We start from the raw sequence: 18,289 nt of genomic DNA, 5'->3' as shown, positions 1-18,289 counted from the left end.
GACATTCACCAGACATATACGAGAGACACGTGACAACGCAGCTATGGTCTCCCTGCTGTCTCCACCTGCGACTGTCGCCGAGCAACAACGAAACGGCCGCCTGCTGATCGGATCCGGAATCGCACTTGCGCTCGTATTCACCGGACACAACGTCTACAGCGGCGATCCCTGGATACTGCTTGCTGGTGTGTATGTCGTGACGGGAGTGATGATCGGATACGGACTGCTGTCCATCGAGGAGGTCAGATACAGCTCCGACGCCGACATCGAGCGAAAACAACGCCGCTACTATCAGGCTGGCTACTACGCCTTCGTCAGTATGCTGCTCGTGGCTGCAGTCGACGGCCTGTTCACAGTTATCGCCGCGACTGATCCCTGGGCGTACCTCTGGGTCGGGTTACTCGTGTACTTCGGATCTCTTGTGATCGTTGGCCGTGGCCAGAAGACGGCGTCGCCAGCACCGCAGGAAGGAGTCCAGTGACGGCAACACCACCTCACTCCTTCGCTACGCACACTCACTTCAACGAGCCAGCGACCCGCTCGTACGCCGACTTCGCGAGCGTCATCTCGAGTCCCGACGATTCCACGGTGTAGTACGGCCGCAGCTCGCCGTTGAACTTCCCCTTGTACTCACAGAGACGTTCCGTGTTCGCACCGACCAGATCGTACCCCGTCACCGACTCGAGTGCCGGCTCCGTGACGATGTCTTCCAGAATCATCCGGTGGAGGCAGTTGTTGACGCTCACGTGGTCGTAGGAGGCAGTGACGCCGCCCTGCCAGTAGTACGCCAGGTCGTTCGAGAACAGCGTGATGATGCCGCTCTTGTACTCGCCGTCGGGCGTTCGCGCCACGTACACTCGCCAGCGGTCGTCGTCCAGACTCGAGAGGAGGTCCCGCAGGAACGGGCGAGACATCGGCGCGGTGTCGTCGTACTCCTCATACTGCGTCACCACGTCGTCGTAGATCCGTAGCGCCGAGTCGATCCCTTCCGTCTCGATCGAGAGGTCGAGGTCGTCGTACCGGCGCATCTCGTTCCGCAGACTCTTGCTGAAGCCCGCCATCGCGTCCTCGACGTCCGCACAGTCCTCGAGGTCGACCACGTAGGTGAACGACGGCTCGGCCGCCAGGTCGTTCCAGACGTACGGTCGCGGGTCGGCGTACTCGAGTGGGCAGGTCATTCGGAACAGCGTCGAGCGCCGGTCGGTCTCGAGGTCCTCGAGGACGCCCTCGGCGAGCGCGGCGTTGATGCGCTCCCACTTGCGTTGCTTGGGGCTGTTGGGGGTGATGATCGGGCCGAGTCGCGGGACGCCGAGTCCCGGCGGGGGCGAGAAGATCGTGCGCCCGACCGGCTTGTCGTCGACGAAGACGGGGAGCAGGCCGACGACCTGCTGGCCTTTGAACGCGCCGTACAGCCGCAACTCGCCGTCTGAGTGGGCGTCGAGGACGGCGAGCGCGTCGGGGTCGTGAAAGACGTCGAAGCCGCGGGCGGGGAGGGCATCGTCCCACGCCGCGAGGTCGAGTCGTTCGATGTCCATGTAGGTCAGCGTGTGATGACTGACGGTTTTGTTACCACGTCGTTACCCTGGCGTAGCGGGTCCGATCCTGACTGGTTGGGCGAGGGCTAGCGACTCGAACTCGAGTGGTGCTGCGAGCCCCCAGTCTCGGCCATCGCGCACACGATCCGCGCCCAGTCCGAACCGGCCTGCGCCATCGAGAAGGAGTTGCGGACCTCAGTCGCCGCGCTCGCGTGCGAGCGGCGCAGCTCGGGCTCGTCAAGCAATCGTTCCATCGCCGCGGCGATCGTCTCCGGCTGTCGGTCCGGGACGATGATCCCGTTCTGGCCGTCCGTGACGGCGTCCGGAATCGAGCCGACACGAGGCACGATCGGCGCGAGTCCGGTCGCCATCGCCTCGAGCAACACGAGCGGGAGCGCGTCGCGCTCGGAGGTGAGCACGAACGCCCGCGAGCACCGGTAGTAATCGATCGGGTCGTCGACCCAGCCTGCGAGTTCGATCGTGTCCTCGAGTCCGCGCGCCCGGATGTGCGCTGCGACCTCGTCGTGGAGGGCACCGTCGCCGACCATGACGGCGGTGTACTCGGCGTTCTGTCGGCGGGACTCGAGTGCGTCCATCGCCGCGACGAATCGGTGGGGGTCCTTTTCGGGGCCGAAGCGGCCGACCCAGACGAAGTCATAGTTATAGTCGTAGTCGGCGGCGGCGTCCTCGTCCTCGTCGTCGGAGTCGAAGTCGGAGTCAGAGTTAGAGTCAGAATCGTCGTCGACAGTATCGGCCGCTTCGGGCCTGTAGGTCTCGACGTCGATCGGATTCGTCAGCCAAGCGATTCGTTCGGCGGGGACACCACAGCGCTCGAGTCGGGCCGCGTGGTCGGTGCCGGGAACCGACACGATGTCGAAGCGTCTGAACAGCCAGCGGACGACCGGGCCGTACCGCTGGGTCGCGTGATGGTCGAGGTCGATACCGATGATGCCGAGGTGGGCCGGTAGTCCGAACATCGCCTTCAGCCCGAGCGCGTAGCAGCCGTAGGGAAACAGCGAGATGGAGGCGACCGCGTCGTACTCGTTCTGGCGGGCCTCGAGAAGCGCGACGACGAAGAGCAAGACGACGCGCAGGAGCCGCGGCCCGACCTGGGGAACGGTGACATTTCGGGCTGTATCGACGCCCTCGACGGGTGCGAGCGAGACGAGTGTCGTCTCTCCGGCCACGTCCGCGAGTGGGCCGTAGTGGCGCTCGTTCTTGTGCGCGAGGCCGGTGATGACGAGCACCCGCTGGGATTCGGCGACGCTGTGGGCGTGGTTCGCGTCCCCCGTCGGACACCGATCTCCGTCTGCTGGTGACCCTGCTCCCGCTGGTATCTCTGTTTGGTTTCCGTTGGCATCGGCGTCGACGTCACCGTCCTGCGTTCGGAGACTCATGACTGGGGGTCGGTCTCATCGTCACAGCCACTCCGAGTGTCGTTCGGTGGGTGCCCACCGTCGGTCGTCGGCTGCGCCAGCGCTTGGGCCTCCGCCTCCATCTCGGTCGCACTCGAGTTCACCACCGTACTTGTCCGCACGTCGGTGTCCGCACTCGCCACCGCCAGCAGGAACTCCGACATCGCGTAGGACATCCAGCCCTGACACCAGCGCATCAACGTCACCCGCTTCGTGTGGTGGCGGTACTTCCGGTAGTAGTATCGCCCCTCCTCACCCTCGACCTGCAGATTCGCGAGCACCCAGCGGAGGATTCGCTCTGCCAACTCGAGTTCCCCCTCCTTCGTGAACACGAGAATTCCCTGCGTGCTCGCGTGAATATCGCGCGGGTAGGCGTTTTCCTCGTCGAAGTTCGGCGCGCCGTCGAGGTCGAACAGGTCCTCGCGGTAGAACTCGAGTGCGGTGTCGAGCGTGTCGGCGTAGCGGTCGCTCCCGAGCACGTCGCGGTAGTGCTGGAAGGCTTCGATGACGAAGCCGTTGTGGTGGCTGTCCATCGAGAGGTGGGAGGCGGAAGCAGGGAGGCGATAGGGCCAGCCGCCGATGTCAGTCTGGGCTGTGGCGATGTGGTCGAGGATCTTCGTCGCGCGCTCGCGGTACTCCTCGTCGCCGAAGTAGTCGTAGAGGTCGACGAGCATGTGAGCCCCGATGGCGGCCGCGTTGATGGTGTAGGAGTCATCGGGGTGGTTCATGTGGTAGTCCACCTTCGCGCCGGTCTCGACTTCCCGGTAGTTCAGGTCTTCGACGAGAAAATCGACGGCGGTGCGGGCGAGATCGGCGTACTCCTCGGCGTCGTCGGTACGTGCGGCCTGGAGGAACGCTCTGACGGCGTAGGCGGTCGAGACGATGTCGGGGTCGCTCGGCACGCCCTTGGTGTGGAGGTGCTGAATCGGGTGGCGATGCCCGCCGCAGAAACCGCTGTAGTCCGTAATTCGCTCGTCGACGAGCCAGTCGACGAGTCGGTTGGCCTCGCCTTCGGGGTCGAACGGCAGGTCCGCGACGCTGCGGTCTGCGATGTCCTGTGTGGCCAACTGCTGGTAGTTCCGGTTGGCCATCGCGAACAGCGCCGCGCCCTTGTAGTTGCGCTTGCACTCGACGCGGAACAGCGGCCGCACGTCGACGGGCGTGCGCTTGACCGTCTCCTGGACGACGAGATTCAACACGCGGTTCTCGACGGGGAGCGCCTGGAGGAGCTGGCTGCTCATCCCATCGCCGTAGTCCGGGCCGATATAATCGTGTCGGCGCGCGTACGCGAGCGTCGCATCCAGTACGGGTTCGTACTGCTCGACGGCCTCCGCAGCCGTCGCGCCCATCTCGACTCGCCCGCCGGTCTCGGTCACGCCACCAGTGTCGGGAAATCCTTGCGACTGCATCTACCCGACGCTCCCCGCTGCGTCCCATTATTATACGCTCGCTACCCGCTGTGCTGGCACTACAGCAGGCGGTTAGTCAGAACCAGTCGTACACGGTGACGCTCGTCCGAACTGGTATGAAGGTGATAACAAACCTCGCTGGCGGAGCACCGACCCACGGGAGACACCGCTTTCATGAAATTCCTGTTCTTCACCAATACGCCGGCGCACGTCCATCTATACAAACACGCCGTTCGTGACCTTCGAGCGCGTGGCCACGACGTTCGAATCCTCGCCCGCGAGTACACCTGCACCGTCGAGCTACTCGAGTGGGACGACCTGCCCTACGAGGTCTACGGTGCCTGCGGGACGACGAAGGGATCACTCGTGAGCCGCCTGCCGGCCCACTACGTGCGGGCGATTCGGCTGGCGCGGCGGTTCGATCCGGATCTGATCTTCGGGATGGGCGGCTATGCGGCCCACACGGGTGCCGTCCTGCGGACCCCGACGGTGTTGCTGATCGACTCCGAACCGGCGGCGTTCGATCACGCGATTTCGACGCCGTTCGCCCGTACCGTTCTGACACCGAACACCTTCCGCAAGGATCTGGGCGATCACCACTACGTCTTTGACGGACTCAAGGAGTGTGCGTACCTCCATCCGGACGTTTACGAGCCGAATCCCAACGTTCGGGATGCACTCGACCTCGGGGCGGACGAGCCGTTCGCAATTCTCCGGCTCAACGCCTTCGGCTCCCAGCACGATGTCGGCAAGCAGGGAATTACGGGGATCGAACGCCGACAGATCATCGAGCAGTTGGCCGAGAAGGTGACGGTGCTCGTCTCGGACGAGGGCGGCACTGCCAATCTCGAGGGACTGCCCGCCCGCTCGTTCGATCTGCACCCGGCGCTGCTCCACGACGCGCTTTCGGCCGCCGACCTGCTCGTCGCGGATACCCAGACGATGGTCACCGAGGCCGCCCTGCTCGGCACGCCTGCGATCCGCTCGAACTCCTTCGTCGGCGACGACGACATGGGAAACTTCGTCGAACTCGAAAAGCGCGGGCTCATCCGAAACGTAGCCTCGCCGGCGGCGATCTGCGACGAGATTGAGGCGCTGTTCAGTGGCGGCGCGACCGGCGATGGCGCGGGTGGTGCCGACACGGCTGTTGACGACCTCCACCAGCGCCGCCGCGACGAGTTTCTCGCCGACACGGTCCCCCTCTCAGATCTCATCGTCGACGTGGCACTCGCGGAAGGCGCTGTCGACGAACTCGAGTCGGCCCGGCAGTTCGGTCAGCACGCTCGCTCGGATCGGTCGGGGTCGGGGTCCGGGTCGGAGTCGATGGGCGTGGGAAGCGACTGATCACGGTTCGCCGGTGGTTAGCCGCGTCTTTTAAGCTGGGTTGCGGCCCAGGACGTCACTGTCCCGATAAGGTAGCCGCCTGTGCCGATGAGCACTGCGGCGACGAGACCGGACGTGAGGCCAGCCTCGATCCCACCGCGCAACTCGGCGGCCGCAGTACTGTATCCATACCCCAGTGCTCGCGGGTAGGAGTACCGAGTTGCTGTTGCCCAGTCGCCGGTCAAATACCCCACGAGCGGCGGGCAGACGAACCACCAGAGCGTAACGAGCCAGAGTGATCCAACAGTTGGGACGAGGCCTGCCCGCACGGCCCCCGCGGCGACAGCGATTCCGAACGCTACCGCGATCCAGCCGAGGGAGAACCCAACCGGAAGGCCGAGCACGAATCCACCGGTAGCTAGCAGTACGAGGGCGATCACAGCCAGTACGAGAACCTGCCGGTTTCGGCTCCTTCCGACGATGTGTGGCCAGATACGGCCTGACCGCTCCATTGCCAATAGTTCATATTCACTGTCAATAGTCGTTTCGGCGAGAGGAGGAGTTGGGGCACGGGAGACACAGATCGTAGACGGTGCTCCGCCACCAACCGAGTCACCCGTCTCTACTCGCGGTACCGCACCGCGAGCAAGCCGACCAGCGCTGCGAGTGCCACGAGCGCGCCGAGGCCACCGAAGCCGGGCATCGCCGACAGTCCCGATTCAGGCTCTGGTTGGGCCTGTGCAACCGTCAGCCCCTCGAGTGACTCGACCGACGCCGCGTACTCGTGGGTCGCTCCCGAGGAGCCCTGATACTCCGTCGTCGACTCGTTCCATGCCGCGCCGTCTGTTGACCGCTCGTAGAGGGAGACGTCTTCCGGCGCAATCTCGTGCTCCTCGAGTACTGCCTCGTCCACGGTGAACGTCACCGTTCCCGAGACGTTCTCGAGTGCGGGCTCGCCGGTGACGGCGAGCGAACCGAATCCGGGGACGTCGTCCGGAGTGTTGGGCAGGTCGTCAGGATGGTTGTTTTCGAACGTGACGGTGGTGTCGCCGTCGAGGCCGCTTGCGTACACGTCGTCGAATCGGACCTCCTCGACGGAGCCTGCCGTCGGGCGCAAGTGTATCCGGTCGGCAGGACTTGCGTTCTCGATCGAGGCTGCGAGCCCTGCATCCCCAGCGTCGTCTTCACCGCTGCCGCCGCCGAGGAGATCGTACGAGACGGACGGGCCGTCACACGTTCCGGTTCGGATCGTGACTGGGTCGTCGAGCGATGGGATGTCCGTTCGGTCCGGATTGTCCGCGTCACCGGAGAGGATCTCCCAGTCGCTGATTTCGCCGTCGTCGTGGAAGTCGGGGTCGTAGAGGTCGTCGTTGTCGTAGTGCTCTGCGTCCTCGTTGAACGCCGGGTGGATCGTCATCGCGAATGCATCGTTGAGTCCACCGTTGATCGCACCACCGTCGGTGCGCTCTTCGGCCCAGATCCACGATGCACCGAGCCAGCCGTCGCCGCCGTACCACTCGGCCATGTTCGTCTCGCCAGTGTAGTTGTCGTCCTGGACGACCCACTCGGACTCCGCTGGGAGGCCGACAATATCGAACGTCACCGCACCGCCGGACGAGTTCCCATCAACTTGGTCGTGAATCATCACGAGGCTCAGCCCGTCGGTGCCCTCGTGAAGGAACAGGATGCTCGTATCGTCCTCCTGGAGGTGTTCAGTCCCGTAGGAGCTGTACAGTCGGTCGACGCCCTCCGGATGCGTCTCGTGGTTGCGGTAGTCGTAGAATGCCTCGACCGTGCCGCCGCTCGAGAGCGGCTCGATCTGCTGGCAGAAGCCGTCCTGTTCGATGACGTAGGTGTCAGACGGCGGCGCGTTCGAAGCCGAAGTGCTCGGCGACGGCGTCGACGCCGAGTCGCCGACCTGCGCGACGCCGCCAACACTGCTCAGGACGAGCAGGGCGACGACCGCGACGACCGCCGCTGGACGACTGCTCATAGGGAGGACTCACCTCCGCTGCTGCTCGCCGAGCGAAGCTGTGGCGCGGCTTCCTCGCGTCGATTCCCACGTCCACGACGCGACTCCTCGTGGTCGGGCTGTGCTGTCGTCGACACCGCCTCCGTCTCCGAGTCGGTGCTGATCGAGACGGACTGCTTCTCGATCGTTCCGGCGTCGATCGTTTCATACAGCTCACCTGGTGAGCCGACCCACGCGCCCAACTCGAGTGCCCGCTCGACGAGCCACCGATAGAGTGCGCGGTGGCCGGGGAACTCCCGTTCGTTGAAGAAGCGCGGATGCCAGAGAACGGTCATCACGGCGTCGTTCCGGGCGGCATCGACCAGCAGCCGTTCGCAGGTACGACGCGCGGCGTCCGGACTGGTCGCGGGATCCGGAAGCGCCTGGTCCATGATCGTCAGCGGGAAGACGACGAACTCGTCGCCGAACGGGCGGATCGGGTGGTAGCCGTCGTGAAACCCACAGTCGGTCGTCGAACCGAGACTGGTGTCGTAGCTGAGCCCGATTTCGCGGTAGTGTGCCCACGTCTCGGGCACCGAGAGGCGAAGGTGGTGCTGACGGCCGCCGGATATCTGCTCGCCAAGGACGTACTCGAGTGCGACCTTCTCAGTTCGCAGTCGATCGCGGTCGTGCTGGGTGTGATACGAGCCGTGGAGGCCGACTTCCCAGCCGCCGGTCGATAGGTCGCGGATAGCAGCGGCGATGTCGTCGCTGTCGATTTCGTAGCGGCCGAGGTGTTGCACCCAGTGTTCCGGTGAGAGCCACTCACGCGGCGGTCGCTCCCTGAAGAGATGCTGTTCGTTCAGGAAGTAAAACGCCGACCGGACGCCGAGGTCGTCCTCGAGTTCCATGATCTCGGCGAACTGCCAGTAGGGGTTCGACCGATCGAGCGCCGTCCGGAGGTGGTAGCCTGGGCGCTCCTGGGTCGCGTAGTACAGCGACCGAAAACCCTTGTACGGGCGGTCGACATCGTGGGTCAGACAGAGGGCAAACTCGGCACCGTCGGGGAGGGAAGTTACCTGTGCTGGACGGGAGCCGATCTGATCGATGCTCATGTGCTCACCTGCCGGAAAGGGCGGTAGTCGTGGATGGTGTCGACTCTCGATTCAGCGGCTGTGACTGTCCCAAGCACCGCTGACAGCGCTGGTACTGGGAGTGATTTCGAGGGCTGTCTCGCACTCGCACCTCGGTTCAGGCGAGTCCTTCGCCGCGCACCGACAGGACGGCCGATAGACGGTGGGTAACGCCGGTTCGGCCGCGTGCGGTCACAGTCGTTCGAGAATCGGTGACACCTCGTCGTCTCGCTCATTACAGCTACACACTCACTGGAATCGATACGATAGTAAATGACAACATTATCAGACGGTGAACTGTGTGGCTGTCCCGAACGATTGGTACGCACCCCGTACCGAGAACACTGGAACCGTCGCGCTACCGCCCACTCGAGAGGACCCGGAGACAGCCCCGGAGGAACTCGCGGAGGACCGGCGCGCCGTCGTAGAGCCAGAGGAGGGCTGCAAACACCGCGATAGAGAACTGGAACCACATGTACGTCGAGAGATCGCCGGCGAGCAGCTCCTGCTGGTAGCGACCGAAGAGACGGGTAAACTCGCCGAAAAAGTCGGTGTGTTCGCCGATCGGTTCGACCGGATGGACGGGCCAGAGCACGATATCGTAGCGGAGTTCGTCGCCGCGGACGTAGGTGTCGAGGATGTCGCTCGGCAGGTGAATCAGATAGCCCAGACCGAAGGCGAGTCCTGCACGCGAACGGCCCACCGATCGGGCCAACGCGCCGACGACGATCGCGAGCGGCACTGCGAAGAAGACGGAGTGCCCGAGCGCGTACCCCGACTCGAAGATGTCGAACTGCCACGCCAGCGGCTTGTCGATGAGATCCGGCAGTACGGACGCGAAGACAACGGCGAACGCCTCGAGTCCACTCGGCGCGTCGCGGTAGACGAGATGACTAAACAGCGAGTAGACGACGTAGCCGACGATTGCATGTTCCCATGGCCACATTGGCATAGGCCAGCCACGTCGACTGATTAGTTATGCAGGAGATAACCTGTCGTGGCCGCAGTTCAGTACCGTGATTCCCGAATCGGTTCGCCCGGCCGATCGTCGCCGTGTGACCTCAACGAATACGGTCGTCGGGACGAAATGGACGAGCGAGCATGCCACGCGAGTTCACGGTTTCTGTTACGGACGGCTCATCGTCCGTCGCCGAATCGGGGTCCACTGCTGAATCAGAGTCCACTGCCGAATCGGAGTCTAATGCCGAATCGGGGTCCATTGCTGAATCAGAGTCCGTCGCCGCCGTCCACCACGAAGCGCCCTCCGACGACTGGCTCGTCTTCTGTCACGGACTCCGAAGCGACAAGTCCGGCAGCTACGAACGGCGCTGCCAGCGCGCCGTCGACGAGGGCTACAACGCCGTTCGGTTCGACTTCCGCGGCTGTGGTGCGTCCGATCGTGACTTCGTCGATCACTCGCTCAGTACGCGTCTCGCGGACCTGCAGGCAGTACTCGATAGCGTTCAGGACGGCCACAACAACGCTGGCTCACTCTCCCTCTTCGGCTCCAGTTTCGGCGGTACCGTCGCCCTCCACACCGCCGCCACCGACGACCGCATCGACGCCGTCGCAACCCGCGCGCCCGTCACCGATCTCTCGACCCTCGACCGCTACCGCAATCGCGTCGAACGCGAGGGGGTACTCGAGTTCGACACCGGCGAACGGCTCGACGAGCGATTCTTCGAGGACCTAGATAGCTATCCGTTCGCGGACGTAGCGGGGACGCTCGACGTGCCAGTCGCCATCTTTCACGGCGCGGCCGACGACTCGGTGCCCGTTTCGGACAGCCTCGACGCGGCGGGGGTACTCGAGACGGACGTGTTCGTGCAGGTGTTTGAGGGAGAGGGACACATCTTCTCGCGCGAGGCGGAAGCGCGGGTGCGTGGGCTGTTGTTCGCGTGGCTGGCTGAGACCTGACTATAACCTGAGTGAGTGTGGAACGCGTCTATTCGGCTTCAGGCAGGGGTTGGCCGCACTGACACCGGATTGATGGGGTCTTTTCTCAGTCAGAAAAACCGGACCGTTTTTCATAGCGATGCCGAAACGAACAGCTACCAGTGAGTGAGGATACCGATACCGATCTATCAACCGTTCTCTCGGTACTCGACGACGAGTACGCGCGAGAGATCCTCACGCACACGAGCGTCGAACCCATGTCTGCTAGTACACTGAGTGACCGGTGTGACGCGTCCCTGCCGACGATCTATCGTCGCCTCGATCGTCTCGAGGAGTGCCGGCTCGTCACTGAAGAGACCGAACTTGCCCCGGACGGCAACCACTACAGCATCTACAGTGCGAATCTCGATCGACTGGAACTCTCACTCGAGGATGGCTCGTTCGATCTGCAGGTGAACTACCACGAAGAGGACGTCGCCGACAAGTTCACCCGAATGTGGGAGGGGATGCGATGAGTGCCCAGCCCGTTCGCCTCGACGAGGCGACGATGTTCGAACTCTTTACCGTCGTCAGCCTCTTTCTCGTTGCACTGTTCGGGACGGTGATCGCCTACCAGGCCTACCGTGGCTACCGACGAAACGATGCGCGGTCGATGTTCTACCTCGCGGTTGGGCTGCTCTTGCTGACGCTGTGTCCGTTCGTGCTCAACGTCGTGCTCAATACGCTGACGGCGACGGATCGGATCGTAACGGTGTTCGCCGAGAATCTGAGTCGACTGCTCGGACTGGTTGCGATCATGTACTCGCTGTACGGACAGCACTGATGCTGATCGACGGGGCTGGTGGGAGGCGCGCGACGACTGGGTTCGACGCACCTCGTGTCCCTGTCTGTGTTCGCTGCTCGTGAGTCGGCCTGTTGATGATTGTCCGTGAGCGGGCTGCATTCGCGCGTTCTTCACTGGTGGCTCCTCGTAACTGGCGCTGTTGTCGTTGTTGTCGCTGTTACCGCTGGTGGCGCTGTTGTCGCTGTCGTCGCTATTGGCGCGATTGGCGCGATTGGCGCTGTTACCGTTCATTACCACAACGGCTGTCAAAACGAGCAGCAGGTGTCGGGCCGAAGCACGCCCCACGAAAGCGAGAGTGGAGTGAGAGTGGAGTGGGGCTGACAGCGCGGGCACAGGCGCTGTCAGGGGGAGAGGGCGGGTCGAACGGGTGACGAGCGCGGGTCGGGAGCCGCCCTCGCAGTGGGGGTGGACACCCGTTCGAGTGGGTGATCGGATGAGGGACCAACGCGGGGTGGGAGTTGGACCTGTCTCGTCCCCCGATTTCATAGTCTCACTGGGTGGTATTAATGATGCCAGCGCGTTTTCTGGGTCGGAAAATCCACGTCGATATCGGATCAGTCGCGGCCGAAACACGCACTCGTGCTCGCTAATCGTCGCTCGGTGCTGCTCCGGGCCGATACCCCCGACTAATCGCCTTCCAGTGACCGGTCGAGAACCGGTAGTAGTTGATCACGGCGGGAGCGGCCGTCTCGGCGATGAACGAGAGGTACAGGCCCAGCAGTCCGAGCGGTGCGATGTCGATGCCCGGGATCGTCACGCCGAGAACTGGAATCGGCCCGACCGCAGGGATCGTCAGCCCGGCTGCGCCGAGGTAGGCAAGCGGAATCGCGAGGCCGAACATCCCGACGAGCTGGCTGTAGAACGGCCATCGAGTGTCCCCGCTCGCCTTGAGCGCGCCTTCAGCACCCGTCGAGACGCCCTTCAGGATGATCGCGAGACACGCCGCGTAGATGAGCGAGACGGCGGCCGGAATCGAGAGCCCTGCTGGATCGTCGGTGAACAGAAGCACGATCGGCTCCGCGAAGACGAAGACGATCACAGCCGAGACGACGTAGACCGCCACGGCGTAGCGGATGATCTCCCGACCGTAGCGCTCTGCACGCCACTCGTGTCCGACGCCGAGCTCCTGCCCGACGAGACTCGAGGCAGCCAGGCCGAAGCCCCAGCCGGGCGTGTTCATCAGGCCCCAGATGCGCCGGGCGATGACGTAGGCGGCGACGATCTGCGGACCGAACAGCGCGACGATGGCGAGCATCGGGAACTCGGCGACGGTCCAGACGGATTTGCTGCCGAGGACCGGAAGCCCAATCTTCGTCAGATTGCGAACCGTCTCGCCGTGGACGTAGCTCCCGAACGGATCGACGCTGACCGGGAACGTCCCGACGCCGGGGAGCCAGCCCGCGACCAGTCCGGCCGCGAACGTCGCGGTGACCACCACGTTCGCGAGCACCGTACCGAGCGCCGCTCCCTCGACGCCCAGCCCGAGTCCGAAGATGAGCACCGCGTTGAGTCCGATATTGGCGACGGCACCGCCAGCGCGGACGATCATCGGCGTCCAGGCGTCGTCCATGCCGACGAACGTCCGGCTCCCGATGAGGTTGAGTCCGGCGAACGGAATCCCGAGACCGACGATTTGCAGGTACTCCGCACCGAGCGCGATGGTCTCTGGATCGTTCCCGATGAGCGAGATCAGTTCGGTCGGGTACGCCCAGAACAGCGCCGTCACCGGCAGCGTGAGGATGAGTACGAGGAGGGTACTCGAGCGCACCGCCTGGCCGAGCGACTCGAACGAGTTCGCGCCGAAGCGCTGGGAGACGAGCGCGATGGTGCCGCCGGCGACCCCCCCGCCGAGCGCGAACGCGAGCCCCCAGAACGGCGAGGCGAAGCCGACGCCGGCGATGGCCGTCGATCCGACCGCGACGCCGACCATGGCGACGTCGACGGCGTTTTTCGACATCCGTGCGACCCCCGTGACGACGCGGGGCCACGCGAGGTCGGACGTTCGCTGCGCTCGCTCGGGGTCTATCAACCCGAGGCGGGCGAGCGCGAGTCCGATCCAGTAGATACACACTCGGATCGGATTGAACGATCGACGACTCACAAGAACCGTGTTGGCCTAATCGAGTCCCACAAAAGTGTCTTGCAGACGCGGCAGACGCGTCCGATTTCGACTCGCTACCCTGTCTCACACGTCGAGATCGGAGTCACTCTTCTGGCCGTGACGTGTTAGATCATCTGCTACTCGACGACCAGCACGGGAACCGACGCCTCCTCGGCAACCTGTTTCGAGACGCTCTTTCGGAAGAACCGGTCGACTCCGCGCGCTCGCCCGATGACGATTAAATCGACTCCGTGGGCCTCGGCGTAGTCAAGAATCGCCTGGTGGCGAAGACCGTGCTGGACGCTCGTCTCGACACCGTCAACTCCGGCCGCAGCCGCCTGCTCGGCGACGTATTCGACTGCTGACTCGCCAATCGGCTCGAGATCATCGAAGCTCACTCCCGGCGCGATTTCGGCGGAGTTAATCACGTACAGCGCGTGTAGCGTCGCGTCGTGAACGCTGGCGAGTTCGATCGCCTCGCCGATCGCTCGTTCGGTGTTCGGCCGGCCGTCCGTCGGAACCAAAATTGTGTCGTACATAGTTTCGATACCTCGTGCATACCCATCACTCCACCCCGATAACCGAGAGGGACGTCTACTCCGACGTTCCCACCGCACTCGAGGAGCGATCGATCGCCGGCGCCTCGAGTTCCTCTGGCTCGTCGTACTCCGATCGAACAGCAGCGATGCAGGCGTCGACCGTCGGGTTCGTGATGTCGACAGCACCGGCACCAGGGACGACCGGTCCGTCGCCAGTGAAGCACTCGAGTCCGGTGACGATCGGACCGTAGGCGAACTCGCCGAACTCGTCGGTGGCGGAGATGTCTCGTTCGCCGTCGACGCTACCAACGGGTTCGGAGATCGTTCCGATCTGGCCGTTCTCGTCCCACCAGAATAGCGAAAGAATGAGTTCTGACGCCGACCCGGTCACACGGACGGTATCACAGTGGACAAATTCGGCGATGATTGGTCCGTCTGCGAACTCGATCTGTGTGGGGTGGTGGTCCTCGTCGGTCGCCGTAGGTGTGGCTGCTGTACCGACGGCTCCCTCGTGTTCGTCCATGCAGTGGCCTTGTCCGAGACGGCCCATCAATCATTTTTCGAGGCCAGGTGACTCTCACGGGTATTGAGGAGACGTACGCAACAGTCCGCGTCTCGGGTAGCCGTGCGCACAGTGAGTCTGTGTGTCTCTCGCGTGGAGAGGAGTCAGCGCTGGTTTCAGCAACTCTGCCCCAGATGTTCCACATTACAAACATAGATTGTGAGATTATGATTTTGAATCTCCATTTGAGTGCGTACTAGCCCAGAATATGTTTTAGCCGGCCTATGTGTGCCTATGGGGCCATCTCTCTGTGGCCGCACTCCGGTCTCACTGTTTCTGGAGCCACATACGAATTAACGGTCTCAAATGGGTGTAACAGTCGAACTGAGGTAGTATTGGGTGGTTTCTGATGCACATGACCACTCACATATGGTTATCCTTATAGTCCAACATTGTGCTATTTTACTCGACGGCAGTCTGATCTGAACACACCCTTCGACAGACGACGAGTGATTTACAATCGTATGAATGTAACTATAGGTGGAACGGACCGATTGCAGGCAGGTACTCGAGTTCCCGACCGTCAAACGCGTTCGACAGCGTTGAACGCTACGTGAACAGCAGGTTGACTTCGATGGTGTTCGCAGCCGAGAGCAGTTGGTTGTGGAGGTCGTCGATATCCCACTCGTTCTCGAGTCGGTGCGTCGGTCCCGAGATTGCAACGGCACCGTAGACCGTATCGTCGTTGTCCAGAATGGGCGCGCCGACGGCACTGAGCCCCGGGAGGTACTCTCCGCGGTTGTATGCGAGTCCCTCCTCGCGGATCGTCTCGAGTTCGGCCGTGAGTTCGTCCCAGGTGGTGATCGTCTCGTCCGAAAAGGCGGGGAGGCCCCAGGTGTCGACGATGTCGGCGACGCGTTCTTCGTCGAAGTGGGCAAGCATGGCCTTGCCGCCGGCAGAGCAGTGGAGGTAGGTGTGCGTGCCAACAGTGATGTCGGAGGGAACCGAGCGGTCGCCGTCGCAGGCGCGGAGGGCGGTGCCGAGTCCGTTCTGTGCTGTCGAACAGAGGACGCGCTCGCCGGTCCGCTCAGCGAGGTCCGTAATCGGCGTCTCGGAGGCCTCGTACAGCGGTTCGGCGTGTTTGACGTGCTCGCCGAACGAAAGGAATCGGAGGCTCAAGCGGTACTCGTCGTCCTCCTGGACGACGTACCCCTTCGACCGGAGCGTCGTCAGGTGGGCGTGAACGGTGCTCTTTGCGAGTCCGGTTCGCTCTGTAACTTCGGTTACGCCAGCGCCGTCGGCCTGCCAGAGGGCTTCGAGAACATCCAGGGTCTTCACGACCGCATCGATCCGATCCACCGAGTTCCTGCCTTGTGTTCCCATACGGCACAATTTCTGTGGGTCGACAAAGGTGTTCCGCTGTACCGAACAGTATGGCACACGGTAACGTTTATATGTCGATTACTGTGATATGTGGTATGGATTTCAGCGAGCCGTCAGAAGCGGTGCAGATCACGAAGGCACTCGAGGACTTCATCGATCAGGAGGTCGCTCCACTCGAGCAGGAGTACGAGCAGTTCCTGGGCCAGGATTACGAGAAGCACATCGTCGACGAGACTCACCGGCAGGTGCCGGCGTATCGCGAGGTCGTCGAGACGATCCGCAAGAGGTCGGTCGAGGCGGGCTTCTACGGGATGACGATGCCCGAGGAGGTCGGCGGCGGCGATGTCGACATTCTCACTCGTGCGATCGTCGGCGAGCACATGGCGAACCGGCCGCCAGGCTTTCACAGCGCGATCTTCGGCGGGGCGGGCGGTCCGACGCCAATTCTCCTCGCGTGTGACGAGGACCAGCGCGAGCGGTATCTCGAGCCTTTGATGGACGGCGAGATTACGACCTGCTTCGCGCTGACGGAGCCAGGTCACGGCAGCGACGCCCATCATATGGACACGGCCGCAGAAAAAGATGGTGACGAGTGGATAATCAACGGCCAGAAGGTGTACATCACGAACGGCCCCTACGCCGACTTCGCGATGGTCTTCGCGCGGACGAGCGGCGACGACGGCGATCTGTCGGGGATCACCTGTTTCCTCGTCGACGCCGACAACCCGGGCTTCGAGGTCGGAACGATTCACCGATCGATGGGGATGACGCCCGGTCAGCACGCCGAACTCCACTTCGACGACTGTCGCGTCGGCGAGGACCAGATCCTCGGCGAGGTCGACCAGGGCTTTACCGCGGCCATGAGCTGGATCGGCGGCGGTCGAATCAACATCGCCGCGAACTCGGTCGGGACGGCCCAGTACCTGCTCGATATGTCCGTGGACTACGCCCGCGACCGCGAAACGTTCGACAAACCGATCGGGCATCGACAGGGCGTCTCCTTCCAGCTCGCCGACCTCGCGACGGACATCGAGCAGACCCGCCAGCTCTACCGCTACGCCGCCTGGAAGATGGACAACGGCGACCGCGCCCGCAAGGAGGAGTCCATGGCGAAGCTCCGCGGCGCAGAACTCGCCAACAAGGCGGCGGACATCGCCATGCAGGTCCACGGCGGTGCGGGATACATGAAGGAACTCCCGATCGAGCGCAACTACCGTTCCGCGCGCGTGTTCCGCATCTTCGAGGGGACGGACGAGATTCAGAAGCGGACGATCGCCCGGGAGCTTATCTAACCGAATCGCCACTCCAGACTCGTCGCAACGGGTGGAACGGGGCGATACCTACTTGAAGTGTGGTGTGGTTGAACACACCATGTCGATCGGACGATTTCGGGACGTCCCCTCGGAGATGGATGGGGTCGAACGCGAGATTGCGGCCGCACAGTATCCGGAGGGCGGACTGGTCTTCGGGCTCGCAAGCGGCGTCGTGGCCGGGATGCTGACGAGTGCGCTATTGCTCGTCACGCTGCCGTTTGTAGGGGCGCTCGCCGGCTTCGCCGTGGGACGCCAGTATCGGACCTATAGACTTCGCCAGCGACGGCGGAGTCGAGAGTCGGGCGAATGAGCAACTCGAGTGCGGGCGGATCGGAGACGCTGTCCTCGAACGTCGGCCTACTCGGTGTGCTCGCGCTCCTGGTCGGAAACGCGATCGCGGTGCCGATCTTCGTGTTGCCCGGGCCGCTCGCCGGGGATGCCGGTCCGGCGATCGTCGTGGCGGCGCTACTGGCGGCGATTCCGGCGGCGTTCGTCGTGTTGTACAACGCGCTGCTCGGGTCGGCGATGCCCGTCGCGGGCGGGCTCTACGTCTACATTTCGCGACTCGTCGCGCCCTTTTGGGGCTTTCTCGTCCCGGTCACGATTCCGCTCGTTGCCTGGGCCTCACTGCTCATTACGGCGACCGGCTTCGCGGAGTACACGCAGATCTTCTTCGACGTCTCGCCGCTTGTGCTGGTCTACGGTCTGCTCGCGTTCACGCTGTTCATCAACGTGATCGGCCTCCGACTCGTCGCGCAGGTGCAACTCGTCTTCTTCGTCGGTCTGCTGCTCGCGCTGCTCACGTTCATCGTCCCCGGTGCGACCGCGGTCGATACCGCGAACTATACCCCTTTCTTCCCGGATTACGGCGCGTTCGCGCTCGCCGTCGTCGCGCTTTTTTATCCCTTTCTCGGCTTCGGCCCTGTCTCTTATACACATCTCTGA

At 63.4% G+C, this 18,289-nt stretch carries 19 protein-coding genes; 8 read left to right on the top strand and 11 right to left on the bottom strand.

The features are described 5' to 3' along the window. Positions 1-43: 43 nt before the first annotated feature. Positions 44-481, top strand: coding sequence for a hypothetical protein (locus tag C483_RS18110; RefSeq protein WP_006654817.1), 438 nt, complete (start codon positions 44-46; stop codon positions 479-481). Between the two features lie 34 nt (positions 482-515). On the opposite strand, the gene C483_RS18105 is transcribed toward C483_RS18110, so the two are convergent. From C483_RS18105 to C483_RS18095, 3 genes are all read right to left on the bottom strand, one after another. Beyond that, complete coding sequence (locus tag C483_RS18105) at positions 516-1,535, bottom strand: GNAT family N-acetyltransferase (protein ID WP_006654816.1); 1,020 nt, start codon at positions 1,533-1,535, stop codon at positions 516-518. A gap of 86 nt (positions 1,536-1,621) precedes the next feature. Next, complete coding sequence (locus tag C483_RS18100; RefSeq protein WP_006654815.1) at positions 1,622-2,932, bottom strand: glycosyltransferase; 1,311 nt, start codon at positions 2,930-2,932, stop codon at positions 1,622-1,624. Next, positions 2,929-4,359: a hypothetical protein gene (locus C483_RS18095; RefSeq protein ID WP_006654814.1), complete on the bottom strand. Its 1,431-nt coding sequence runs from the start codon at positions 4,357-4,359 to the stop codon at positions 2,929-2,931. Before C483_RS18095 ends, C483_RS18100 begins: the two co-directional genes overlap by 4 nt. Positions 4,360-4,533: 174 nt before the next feature. On the opposite strand from C483_RS18095, the gene C483_RS18090 reads away from it, so the two are divergent. Then, positions 4,534-5,703, top strand: coding sequence for a DUF354 domain-containing protein (locus tag C483_RS18090; RefSeq protein WP_006654813.1), 1,170 nt, complete (start codon positions 4,534-4,536; stop codon positions 5,701-5,703). 17 nt (positions 5,704-5,720) lie between these two features. On the opposite strand, the gene C483_RS18085 is transcribed toward C483_RS18090, so the two are convergent. From C483_RS18085 to C483_RS18070, 4 genes are all read right to left on the bottom strand, one after another. Beyond that, positions 5,721-6,194: a hypothetical protein gene (locus tag C483_RS18085; RefSeq protein WP_006654812.1), complete on the bottom strand. Its 474-nt coding sequence runs from the start codon at positions 6,192-6,194 to the stop codon at positions 5,721-5,723. A gap of 110 nt (positions 6,195-6,304) precedes the next feature. Beyond that, a complete protein-coding gene (locus C483_RS18080; protein ID WP_006654811.1) occupies positions 6,305-7,675 on the bottom strand; it encodes a hypothetical protein in 1,371 nt (456 codons plus the stop codon). Further along, positions 7,672-8,748 carry a polysaccharide deacetylase family protein gene (locus tag C483_RS18075; RefSeq protein WP_006654810.1) on the bottom strand — a complete coding sequence of 359 codons (1,077 nt, stop codon included), beginning with the start codon at positions 8,746-8,748 and terminating at the stop codon, positions 7,672-7,674. The genes C483_RS18080 and C483_RS18075 overlap by 4 nt, the downstream gene beginning before the upstream one ends. Before the next feature lie 376 nt (positions 8,749-9,124). Beyond that, positions 9,125-9,712, bottom strand: a complete 588-nt coding sequence (locus C483_RS18070; protein WP_006654809.1) for a metal-dependent hydrolase — start codon at positions 9,710-9,712, stop codon at positions 9,125-9,127. Between the two features lie 155 nt (positions 9,713-9,867). Here C483_RS18070 and C483_RS18065 point away from each other — a divergent pair, with 155 nt between their 5' ends. The 3 genes from C483_RS18065 to C483_RS18055 all read left to right on the top strand — a co-directional run bounded on the left by C483_RS18065 (position 9,868) and on the right by C483_RS18055 (position 11,485). Then, complete coding sequence (locus tag C483_RS18065; protein ID WP_006654808.1) at positions 9,868-10,683, top strand: alpha/beta hydrolase family protein; 816 nt, start codon at positions 9,868-9,870, stop codon at positions 10,681-10,683. 140 nt (positions 10,684-10,823) lie between these two features. After that, a complete protein-coding gene (locus tag C483_RS18060; protein ID WP_006654807.1) occupies positions 10,824-11,177 on the top strand; it encodes an ArsR/SmtB family transcription factor in 354 nt (117 codons plus the stop codon). Further along, complete coding sequence (locus tag C483_RS18055; protein ID WP_006654806.1) at positions 11,174-11,485, top strand: DUF7521 family protein; 312 nt, start codon at positions 11,174-11,176, stop codon at positions 11,483-11,485. The genes C483_RS18060 and C483_RS18055 overlap by 4 nt, the downstream gene beginning before the upstream one ends. A 607-nt stretch (positions 11,486-12,092) precedes the next feature. Here C483_RS18055 and C483_RS18050 read toward each other — a convergent pair. The 4 genes from C483_RS18050 to C483_RS18035 form a co-directional block, all read right to left on the bottom strand. Further along, entirely contained in the window at positions 12,093-13,607 is a 1,515-nt protein-coding gene (locus tag C483_RS18050; protein WP_006654805.1) for an MATE family efflux transporter, read from the bottom strand. Between the two features lie 137 nt (positions 13,608-13,744). After that, a complete protein-coding gene (locus C483_RS18045) occupies positions 13,745-14,146 on the bottom strand; it encodes a universal stress protein (RefSeq protein ID WP_006654804.1) in 402 nt (133 codons plus the stop codon). 55 nt (positions 14,147-14,201) lie between these two features. Then, positions 14,202-14,669 (bottom strand): hypothetical protein, encoded by a 468-nt coding sequence (locus C483_RS18040; protein WP_006654803.1) that lies wholly within the window; start codon positions 14,667-14,669, stop codon positions 14,202-14,204. A gap of 588 nt (positions 14,670-15,257) precedes the next feature. Then, on the bottom strand, positions 15,258-16,031 hold the full coding sequence (locus C483_RS18035) for an IclR family transcriptional regulator (RefSeq protein WP_049912912.1): 774 nt from the start codon (positions 16,029-16,031) through the stop codon (positions 15,258-15,260). Positions 16,032-16,126: 95 nt separating this feature from the next. On the opposite strand from C483_RS18035, the gene C483_RS18030 reads away from it, so the two are divergent. The 3 genes from C483_RS18030 (at position 16,127) to C483_RS18020 (ending at position 18,289) form a co-directional block, all read left to right on the top strand. Then, positions 16,127-17,323 (top strand): acyl-CoA dehydrogenase family protein, encoded by a 1,197-nt coding sequence (locus tag C483_RS18030; RefSeq protein ID WP_006654801.1) that lies wholly within the window; start codon positions 16,127-16,129, stop codon positions 17,321-17,323. A gap of 79 nt (positions 17,324-17,402) precedes the next feature. After that, positions 17,403-17,654 carry a hypothetical protein gene (locus tag C483_RS18025; protein WP_049912911.1) on the top strand — a complete coding sequence of 84 codons (252 nt, stop codon included), beginning with the start codon at positions 17,403-17,405 and terminating at the stop codon, positions 17,652-17,654. Then, a complete protein-coding gene (locus C483_RS18020) occupies positions 17,651-18,289 on the top strand; it encodes an amino acid permease (RefSeq protein ID WP_006654799.1) in 639 nt (212 codons plus the stop codon). Before C483_RS18025 ends, C483_RS18020 begins: the two co-directional genes overlap by 4 nt.

Source organism: Natrialba hulunbeirensis JCM 10989 (genome assembly GCF_000337575.1).
Taxonomy (GTDB): Archaea; Halobacteriota; Halobacteria; order Halobacteriales; family Natrialbaceae; genus Natrialba; species Natrialba hulunbeirensis.
This window is presented reverse-complemented; position numbering and strand designations above follow the sequence as displayed.

What these genes read in the sequence shown, in the direction of transcription:
- C483_RS18020 (WP_006654799.1), top strand. Translation starts at nt 17,651, where the DNA reads ATGAGCAACTCGAGTGCGGGCGGATCGGAGACGCTGTCCTCGAACGTC.
- C483_RS18095 (WP_006654814.1), bottom strand. Translation starts at nt 4,359, where the DNA reads ATGCAGTCGCAAGGATTTCCCGACACTGGTGGCGTGACCGAGACCGGC.
- C483_RS18055 (WP_006654806.1), top strand. Translation starts at nt 11,174, where the DNA reads ATGAGTGCCCAGCCCGTTCGCCTCGACGAGGCGACGATGTTCGAACTC.
- C483_RS18075 (WP_006654810.1), bottom strand. Translation starts at nt 8,748, where the DNA reads ATGAGCATCGATCAGATCGGCTCCCGTCCAGCACAGGTAACTTCCCTC.
- C483_RS18080 (WP_006654811.1), bottom strand. Translation starts at nt 7,675, where the DNA reads ATGAGCAGTCGTCCAGCGGCGGTCGTCGCGGTCGTCGCCCTGCTCGTC.
- C483_RS18100 (WP_006654815.1), bottom strand. Translation starts at nt 2,932, where the DNA reads ATGAGTCTCCGAACGCAGGACGGTGACGTCGACGCCGATGCCAACGGA.
- C483_RS18065 (WP_006654808.1), top strand. Translation starts at nt 9,868, where the DNA reads ATGCCACGCGAGTTCACGGTTTCTGTTACGGACGGCTCATCGTCCGTC.
- C483_RS18025 (WP_049912911.1), top strand. Translation starts at nt 17,403, where the DNA reads ATGTCGATCGGACGATTTCGGGACGTCCCCTCGGAGATGGATGGGGTC.
- C483_RS18090 (WP_006654813.1), top strand. Translation starts at nt 4,534, where the DNA reads ATGAAATTCCTGTTCTTCACCAATACGCCGGCGCACGTCCATCTATAC.
- C483_RS18085 (WP_006654812.1), bottom strand. Translation starts at nt 6,194, where the DNA reads ATGGAGCGGTCAGGCCGTATCTGGCCACACATCGTCGGAAGGAGCCGA.
- C483_RS18030 (WP_006654801.1), top strand. Translation starts at nt 16,127, where the DNA reads ATGGATTTCAGCGAGCCGTCAGAAGCGGTGCAGATCACGAAGGCACTC.
- C483_RS18070 (WP_006654809.1), bottom strand. Translation starts at nt 9,712, where the DNA reads ATGTGGCCATGGGAACATGCAATCGTCGGCTACGTCGTCTACTCGCTG.
- C483_RS18040 (WP_006654803.1), bottom strand. Translation starts at nt 14,669, where the DNA reads ATGGACGAACACGAGGGAGCCGTCGGTACAGCAGCCACACCTACGGCG.
- C483_RS18035 (WP_049912912.1), bottom strand. Translation starts at nt 16,031, where the DNA reads ATGGGAACACAAGGCAGGAACTCGGTGGATCGGATCGATGCGGTCGTG.
- C483_RS18045 (WP_006654804.1), bottom strand. Translation starts at nt 14,146, where the DNA reads ATGTACGACACAATTTTGGTTCCGACGGACGGCCGGCCGAACACCGAA.
- C483_RS18105 (WP_006654816.1), bottom strand. Translation starts at nt 1,535, where the DNA reads ATGGACATCGAACGACTCGACCTCGCGGCGTGGGACGATGCCCTCCCC.
- C483_RS18110 (WP_006654817.1), top strand. Translation starts at nt 44, where the DNA reads ATGGTCTCCCTGCTGTCTCCACCTGCGACTGTCGCCGAGCAACAACGA.